This window comes from uncultured Ellagibacter sp. (assembly GCF_934617235.1).
GTDB lineage: Bacteria > Actinomycetota > Coriobacteriia > Coriobacteriales > Eggerthellaceae > Ellagibacter.
Map to the genome: position 1 here is coordinate 114,322 of NZ_CAKTTZ010000002.1, position 7,734 is coordinate 122,055.

The following is a 7,734-nucleotide window of genomic DNA, read 5'->3' on the forward strand; positions in this document are numbered from 1 at the left end:
CAACGACGAAAGGCCACTTCCTGCGCTTTTTCGCGAAAGAAGGGCGGGGGGCGCCCCCGCGATCACGCGACGATGCGCCCCCCGTGCGCGCGGACGAGCGAGCGCCCGCGCGTTGTTGATTGCGAGAATCCACGCTCGTTATTCCACCGGCTTGATGACGTCGGTGCCCATGTAGGGAACAAGAACGTCAGGGACCTTGATGGTGCCGTCGGCCTGCTGGTAGTTCTCCATGATAGCAGCCATGGTGCGGCCCGCGGGCAGGCCGGAGCCGTTCAACGTATGCAGGTAGCGCGAGCCCTTGAAGTTCGCCGGGTCGCGGTACTTGATGTTGGCACGGCGCGCCTGGAAGTCGCCGCAGTTCGAGCAGCTGGAGATTTCCTTGTAGCCGTTGTAGCTGGGCAGCCATACCTCGACGTCGTAGGTCTGGCGCGCGGAGAAGCCCAGGTCGCCCGTGCACAGCGAGATGACGCGGTACGGAAGGCCGAGCTGCTGGAGCAGGTATTCCGCCTCGGCGGTCATGCTCTCGAGCTGGTTGTCGGAGTCCTCCGGCGTGGCAAACTTCACCATTTCCACCTTGTCGAACTCGTGCTGGCGGATGATGCCGCGAGTGTCGCGGCCAGCCGAGCCCGCCTCTTCGCGGAAGCACGGGGTGAACGCGGTGTACCAGCGCGGCAGCGTATCGGCGTCGAGCACCTCGCCCGCGTGCAGGTTCGTGAGCGTGACCTCGGCGGTCGGGATGAGGAACATGTCGCCCGACACGTGGTAGGCGTCGTCTTCGAACTTGGGCAGCTGGCCGGTGCCCACCATGGTCTCGCGCTTCACGACCACAGGCGGCCACCATTCCTTGAAGCCGCGGGAGGTGTGCGTGTCGAGGAAGTAGTTGATGAGCGCGCGCTCGAGGCGTGCACCTGCGCCACCGAGCACGGTGAAGCGGCTGCCGGAGATTTTGTTGCCGCGCTCGAAGTCGAGGATGTCGAGGTCGGTGCCGAGATCCCAATGGGGCTTGGGCTCGAAGCCTTCGGCAGCGAAGTCGCGCGGGGTGCCCCAACGACGGCGCTCCGGGTTCTCGGTTTCGTCCTTGCCGACGGGGGTCGCGGCGCAGGGGATGTTGGGCACGCGCAGCATGAGGTCATGCAGCTCGGCGTCGATGGCCTCGCGCTTCGCGGAGATCTCGTCGAGCTCCTCGTTGATGGCGCGGACGCGCTCCTTGGCGGCCTCGGCCTCGTCCTTCTTGCCCTCGCGCATCATCTCGCCGATGGACTTCGACGCGGCGTTGCGCTCCTGCTGCAGCGCCTCTTCCTTCACGATAGCGGCGCGACGGTTCTCGTCGAGGCTTGAGAAGCGCTCCGCATCCCATGAAGCGTTGCGGTTCTTCATCGCCTCGGCGACTGCTTCTTGGTTTTCGCGGACGTACTTGATGTCTAACATGAGACGCGCTCCTTCTTGCCTTTGGGCCGTCGCTGCGCGCACCTCGCGCGCAGCCTTGTTTTACACGGTCGAACCAGTATAGCGCAGCGAAAACCCCGCGGGCCCACATGCCCAAGCCTTCACGCGAAACGAAGACGCGAGCGGAGCGAAACGCTCGTTGGTTTGTTCAACATACTGAACAGATTCCCCCGAACCCCGTTCAACATACTGAACAGATGGTCCTCTATCAAGGCGCCCGACAGCTTCGCGCGAGAAACCGAACGAAGGCAATTGATTACCCTCTGTGCAACTCTGTACAAGAATGACGATTTGTTGTGCAGGAATTGTATGCTACTCCCCAAATATTGCAAAATTGTGGATTATTGCGAGTCGATTCCAGTCCGACTGCGACATCATTGGTACAGGCAAAGCACGATTCCGGTCTAATTCACCGCCCCTTCACAACTTATCGTCACTTTTGTACATACGTGGAGAAGTGTGTCGCTCGCGGGTGCGCTGACTTCCGACTTCGGTCGCTTTTGTGCATACAAGGAAAAGAGGGGAATCAGATCCGGCTTGGCGCTATTGCCCAGGCCTTCTCCGAAAGTGGAATCTTCGCGCGTGGGGTGCGCGGTATACTGGTTCACGTTATGCTTATGCGGTTGCGACAGCGAGCCGCAGCACGCCACCTCCGAAGAAGCAACGAGGCCAACATGGATATTACCGAGCTGTATCATTTTCTTTTCGAGACGCCTGAAGGTGTCGGATGCCTGGTCGGCATCTGCCTGGTGCTGAGCCTGATCGTCTGCGTGATCATGGAGCGCCGCACGCGCAAGCGTTTCGCGGACCGTCCGAAGGGCGAGGACGATTGGTCGATCTTCGACGATGACGACGAAGACGACGAGGAAAAGGAAGACTAGCATCATGACGAGCGCAAACGACTTGCATCTCTACGAGCGCCGCGGCGACTATATCCCGCGCGTCGCCGCCGTCCATGACCTGTGCGGATACGGGAAGTGCTCGCTCGGCGTGGCGATTCCCGTGCTTTCCGCCGCAGGCTGCGACGTATGCCCCGTGCCGACGGGGCTGTTCTCCAGCCACACCGCTTTCCCCGGCTGGTACATGCACGACACAACGAGCATCATGGAAGATTACACGAACGCGTGGAAGGGCATCGGGGTCGAGATCGACGCCGTGTACTCCGGCTTTTTGGGCGCGCCTGAACAGGTCGATCGCATTCGCGATTTGTATGCCACCTACCCGAGCGCGCTGCGCGTGGTCGACCCCGTCATGGCTGATCACGGCAAGGTCTACCCCACCTACACGCCCGAGCTGTGCGACGCGATGGCCGAACTTGCCGCCGGCACCGACATCTTGACGCCGAATCTTACCGAAGCCGCCATCATCTTGGGCGAGCCCGTCGGCGACGACTGGTGCGGCACCGACATCTCCGACGCCGAGGCCGAGCGCATGATCGACGCGCTCGTCGGCAAAGGCGCGAAGCACGTGGTGCTCAAGGGCATCCAGCGCGAGGGCGAGAGCGTCATCCGCAACTTCGTGGGCGGCGCGGACTGCGACATGTTCGAGGCCGCGAACGAGTACTTGCCCTACATGCTGCACGGCACGGGAGACTTGTATTGCTCCTGCCTGATGGCGGCCGTCATGGCTGGTCGCAGCCTACGCGACGCTGTCGTGTTCGCGGGCGACTTCACGCACGACGCGATGATCGTGTCGGCCAAGCAGCCCGATTTCAAGAACCGCGGCGTGAGCTTCGAGCCGCTTCTGGGGAAGGTCGCCGAACTTTTAGGGTAGGCGCCCCCACCCCGATCACCTGTTGGCTTCACGCCGGCCCGCCCCGCACGAGCGAGCACCCGCTTCCCCGGTTGGGAGAGGGCGCGAGTTAATACGCGGGACGGGCTTTTATTTTGGGCGAGCTGCGGGAAGCGCGCTGCCTGGCGAGGGAGGCTTTTCGCCCGATGCAACCTACTGCCTGATTTTGTCGGGAATGCCCACGGCGGCGAGCACGATGCCCACAAGGCCGGGGGCAATCGAGCCGACAAGCGCCATCGTGCTCGGCGGCGTCCACGACTCGGGATTCGTCAGCCACGCGGCGCCGCATACACCGAGCACGAGGATGACGGCTCCCACGGACGCGGCCGCGACATCGACCTTGCGCGACATCCCCCAACGGGAAAGCGCGCTCATTGCCACCGCCGCGACAACCCAGCTCGCGAACACGCACCAGGTCCCCGGCTTCAACAGCATGCCGCCCAATCGCGCCTGCGTTTGGGTGCCGATTCCCGTGCTCGAAAGCACCGCCGACGCCACCGCATCGGGGTCGACAACGGCGTTGCTTCCCGCCGAAACCGCGCCCGACATCGATGCGTAATCCCAGTACATCGACGCATTCCAATCAATCATGCCCGACGTTCCCAAGCTGCCGAGAGCAATCGCGCAAAGTCCGGCGAATGCCGCCGTTCCCGCTGCGCGGGCAACCGAGACGATAAGGCTCCCCGCAACCACCGGCGAGAGCGGCGCGAAGCCGACCGCCCCCGAAAGCGGAGCCAAGAAAGCGGCGACCGCCGGGGCATCGGAGCCGCGCGCGGCAAACCACCACCACGCGACGGTGCCGAGGAAGAGAAGGATCCCGGGCGCGTACGCCCCATTCGCCGCAAGGGACACGCCTAGAGCGGCGAACGACGCGAGCGCCCCGACATGGGGTTTTATCGCCGCAAGCACGCACACCACCGCAAGAAGGCCCCAAAACACCGGGTTCGAGAACACCCCAGGGCCAAACGCGGGGAAGTTGGCGAACGCGACTGTCCCCACCAAAGCCGCCGCGGCAACGGAAAGCACGCGCGCGGCCACGGCCATAACGCGCGGCGTCAAACGCTCGATGAGGGGGGCACGCGGCGCACGTGGCACGAACTCGCCCTCGCCCGCTTCGTCTTCCCTTTCCTCGTTCACACCGCTGACCAGGCGAGACAACTCCTTTTTACCCGCCTTTACATCGCCCAAGTAGGGCATGAGCTCCTCGTCGAAATCGCGCACCGTGGCGTAGCGTTCCGCCGGGTCGGGGTCGAGCGCATAGAACATCACATCGTCGATGCCCTCTTCCACGTCGTCCCAGCACAGCGAGGGAAGCACGAGCTCGGCGTTTTCAATCGCCGCCTCGGCGCGAGGCAGGTCGCGCGCGAAGAAGGGATTGTCGCCCACGAGCATCTCGTAGGTCAGGCTCGCAAGCGCCCATTCATCGCAGCGGACGTCGAGCGCCTCGGAGCGCATCTGCTCGGGCGGCATATAGCCGATCGTGCCGCCGCCTGCACGCCCCGTGCCGTTGGCATCGGCAAGGGTCGCAAGGCCGAAGTCGGTCACCTTCACCTCGCCCTGGCGGTTGATCAGCACGTTTGCAGGCTTGATGTCGAGGTGCAAGACGTTGTGGGAATGCGCGACCTCGAGCGCGTGCGCGATGCTCGAGAACACGTGCGCCACCACGTCGAGCGTGAGGTCGCCGTCGTGCTCGCGTAGGAACCGCTCGAGCGTCGTTCCTTCCACGTACTCCATGATGAGGTACGCCATGGAATCCTTGACCTCGAAGTTGTACACCGTGACGATATTCGCGTCGCTGAACTGGGCGATCGCCCGAGCCTCGGCAAGACCGGGGATGTCTGAGGCGAATTCTTCGAGAGAGCTGGGTTCTTTGGAATCTTCGGGGCCTTCGAGGCCTTCGAGGCCTTCGAGGTTTTCAAAGCCTTCTAGATTATGAGGGTCCTGATAGTCTGCAAAGCCGCGGTTCGCCCGAGGCGCCCCTGAAGCATCTGAGTCCGAAACAGCCCGCTTTCCACACGCGATTCGATCGGCGGGCGCCGCGTGAGAAGACTCGGCCGCCCCCAAATCTTCGGGAACGTCTTCCCAAGGGGGAATGTCCTCAAGGCGAACGACCTGCGTCGGCGCCAATGGCGCGGCCCCGCCTTCGACCCGAGCATGACGGGCAGCCTTCGACCGATCGGCGGGCGCGACCCGGTTCGAAGAGCCAGGCAACACCTTCGGCAGCTCGATGCACTTGATGGCGACCTTGCGGCGCATCTGCGTATCCCACGCGACCTGCACCGTCGCGAAGCCACCCGCGCCGGCTTCCGACATCGGGCGATAACGATCAAGTATGAGCTGTTTGCCTGCCATGTAACTCCGAGTCCATTTGAGCTGCGTTTGCTATCGAGAAGTATAGCCAAGCCGAGCCCGCGCGTCCCTTTCGAAAGCAAGATGTAACGCCACGCGCCCCGAATGCCCTTGCGCCAGGAGCACGCAACCCCGTCCCGCGCTACGACGCCGCGCGCTCCAAATGCCCCCTACATCAGGAGCACGCAAGCAGCCACGAACGCGATCGAGGCCAACGTAATCCCTCCAACGATGACCCACGCCGCAGGGCGCGCCCAATTCATCGTCCAACCTACGCCGAATCGCTTGGGCAGAATCAAGCTCGCATCGCCTTTGTTCCAATAAAAGATGCCCGCCTTCCAGTGCTCGTCGTTGTCGGCGATTATGTCCCCGTTCTCCTCCAAGCGCTTGACCAGGCGCGATCCCGATTGTCCGTAGACGATGGAGAAAGCGATCGTCGCACCGACGAAAACCAAGGTCGCCACGATGATCAGTACCATGGTCACGAGCATCGACAGGAACTCCGTCATCATCAGGATCATCACGATTCCCAACACCGCCGTAAGCATCGATCCGCCAACGAGAAGCAGGATGCACTCGGCGCGGGCAAAAGCCCCGTAGGCATATGCCGAGATGGCCGGTCGCGCAGGGTCGACGTCTTTCTTCGAGCGAATCGTCATCCAGTGGCTGAAAATGAAGCACGCAGCCATAAACACCTCGACCAACAGGGGGAACGCGATGAGCGCGGGGCCTTTCGGCGTCCACTGGTTCACGTTCCCCGCGAAGTCGATATGTGTAGGAACCAAATCGGGAGTGGACGGGTAAAGCGCGAGACCAAGAGCGAGCGTGATGAGCACAATGGGCACGTACACTACGTTCCATGCGAGTGACGGCGGCGCGGGCGCCTCCTCGAAGCCGATGAGTGCAACGGCCTCATCGCGCTCGGCCTTCCAACCCTCTTCCCGCTTGATGGCCTTGACCCTCTTGCGGTAGTGAAGCATCAGGGCAAACGATGCGATCAGGGGTATCGTCGCCGCTGCGACAATTGCCGCAGCGAGGATTGCATTCAATGAAGCGGCATCCGTCGCCGAGCTCATCTTCCCGAGGACGACGTTCGAAACGACACCAAGCGCGACCGAGCAGATGAGGGTCACCACGAGGACTGCCGCCGCATAGCGCTTTCGAAAGGCGAGAAAGCGCACGTCGGCTTGCGCCGATTCGGGGATGGTCACCGCGAAGCACTCGTTTTTCTTCATGAACCACGGCGTTGCGGCGAGAATCGCTCCGGAGAATAAAACAATTGCGATAAGAAACACCATCAGGGTGAGGGAATCAGTCATTGCCGACCTCCTTTTGGGACAAGCTGCCTTTGCTTCTTGAGTCCCTTTCACTTTCAAATACACGTTTGACCTGGGATTTTGCGATAACCATGAAGCTTTCTGGCGTGCCGCCTCGCGCGCGATGCTCAAGAGCCAGACGATAAATCCCACTCGCCATTCGTTCGTCGTCTATGGTCTGATGGCTTGGCGCGCCGATGCTTTGCGCGTTTGCGATGAAAGCGCCCTTGCGCCCCCGCATGGCGACGTACCCCCCATCTCGCAAAACGGCATACGCCTTGTTGACCGTGTGAAGATTGATGCCCAAATCAGCCGCAAGTTGGCGAACGCTCGGCAGACTATCGCCCGGGAAGAGCTCACCACGGGCGATTCCTTCGATGATTTGATTGCGAATCTGCAGGTAGATGGGGACTTCGTCCGATTGATCAATCCGAATGATCACAGGTGCCTCCTCGTAAACGCGATAGGTTTGACTTTGCCAGCCGAGTCGGTTTCTCGCATTGTTTCTCATTTTGTTCTATTGGTAATATAACAGATAGAACAAAATGATGCAATTGTCCAAGATAACGAGGGAACAGCACCTCAAACAATCGCACCCTGATTCGCAATGCAGGAACAGCATCAAGAAGGCGCCGCGCCGCCCGGCGTGCCTGGCCGCTCGTGAGACAAATCACCCGACCCCTGCCACACGACCCCTGTCACACTCGACCGCTCGCGAGACAATCACCCGACCCGACCCCCGTCACACCTCGCCAGCGGATCGCGTCCCGATTTGTGGTGTATCAAGGGCCATCGCCGGAACCGCCGGCCACCCTTGCCAGGCGAATGCTAC

Annotated in this window: 6 protein-coding genes; 2 read left to right on the forward strand and 4 right to left on the reverse strand. The window is 61.9% G+C overall.

The annotated features are described in order from the left end of the window. Nucleotides 1–138 precede the first annotated feature (138 nt). Complete coding sequence (gene serS / locus Q0G85_RS01000; RefSeq protein WP_297153892.1) at nt 139–1,428, reverse strand: serine--tRNA ligase; 1,290 nt, start codon at nt 1,426–1,428, stop codon at nt 139–141. 692 nt (nt 1,429–2,120) lie between these two features. On the opposite strand from serS, the gene Q0G85_RS01005 reads away from it, so the two are divergent. Continuing rightward, nucleotides 2,121–2,327, forward strand: coding sequence for a DUF6724 family protein (locus Q0G85_RS01005; protein WP_296059426.1), 207 nt, complete (start codon nt 2,121–2,123; stop codon nt 2,325–2,327). Nucleotides 2,328–2,331: 4 nt separating this feature from the next. Then, on the forward strand, nt 2,332–3,219 hold the full coding sequence (locus Q0G85_RS01010; protein WP_297153896.1) for a bifunctional hydroxymethylpyrimidine kinase/phosphomethylpyrimidine kinase: 888 nt from the start codon (nt 2,332–2,334) through the stop codon (nt 3,217–3,219). 171 nt (nt 3,220–3,390) lie between these two features. Here Q0G85_RS01010 and Q0G85_RS01015 read toward each other — a convergent pair whose 3' ends face one another. From Q0G85_RS01015 to Q0G85_RS01025, 3 genes are all read right to left on the reverse strand, one after another. Then, entirely contained in the window at nt 3,391–5,589 is a 2,199-nt protein-coding gene (locus Q0G85_RS01015; protein WP_297153900.1) for a serine/threonine-protein kinase, read from the reverse strand. A gap of 167 nt (nt 5,590–5,756) precedes the next feature. Next, entirely contained in the window at nt 5,757–6,905 is a 1,149-nt protein-coding gene (locus Q0G85_RS01020; RefSeq protein WP_297153903.1) for a DUF1648 domain-containing protein, read from the reverse strand. After that, complete coding sequence (locus Q0G85_RS01025; protein WP_297153906.1) at nt 6,898–7,344, reverse strand: GntR family transcriptional regulator; 447 nt, start codon at nt 7,342–7,344, stop codon at nt 6,898–6,900. The genes Q0G85_RS01020 and Q0G85_RS01025 overlap by 8 nt, the downstream gene beginning before the upstream one ends. Nucleotides 7,345–7,734: the final 390 nt, after the last annotated feature.

Bases quoted from the DNA above. Each gene is read 5' to 3' on its own strand.
- serS (WP_297153892.1), bottom strand. From the start codon at position 1,428: ATGTTAGACATCAAGTACGTCCGCGAAAACCAAGAAGCAGTCGCCGAG.
- Q0G85_RS01005 (WP_296059426.1), top strand. From the start codon at position 2,121: ATGGATATTACCGAGCTGTATCATTTTCTTTTCGAGACGCCTGAAGGT.
- Q0G85_RS01010 (WP_297153896.1), top strand. From the start codon at position 2,332: ATGACGAGCGCAAACGACTTGCATCTCTACGAGCGCCGCGGCGACTAT.
- Q0G85_RS01015 (WP_297153900.1), bottom strand. From the start codon at position 5,589: ATGGCAGGCAAACAGCTCATACTTGATCGTTATCGCCCGATGTCGGAA.
- Q0G85_RS01020 (WP_297153903.1), bottom strand. From the start codon at position 6,905: ATGACTGATTCCCTCACCCTGATGGTGTTTCTTATCGCAATTGTTTTA.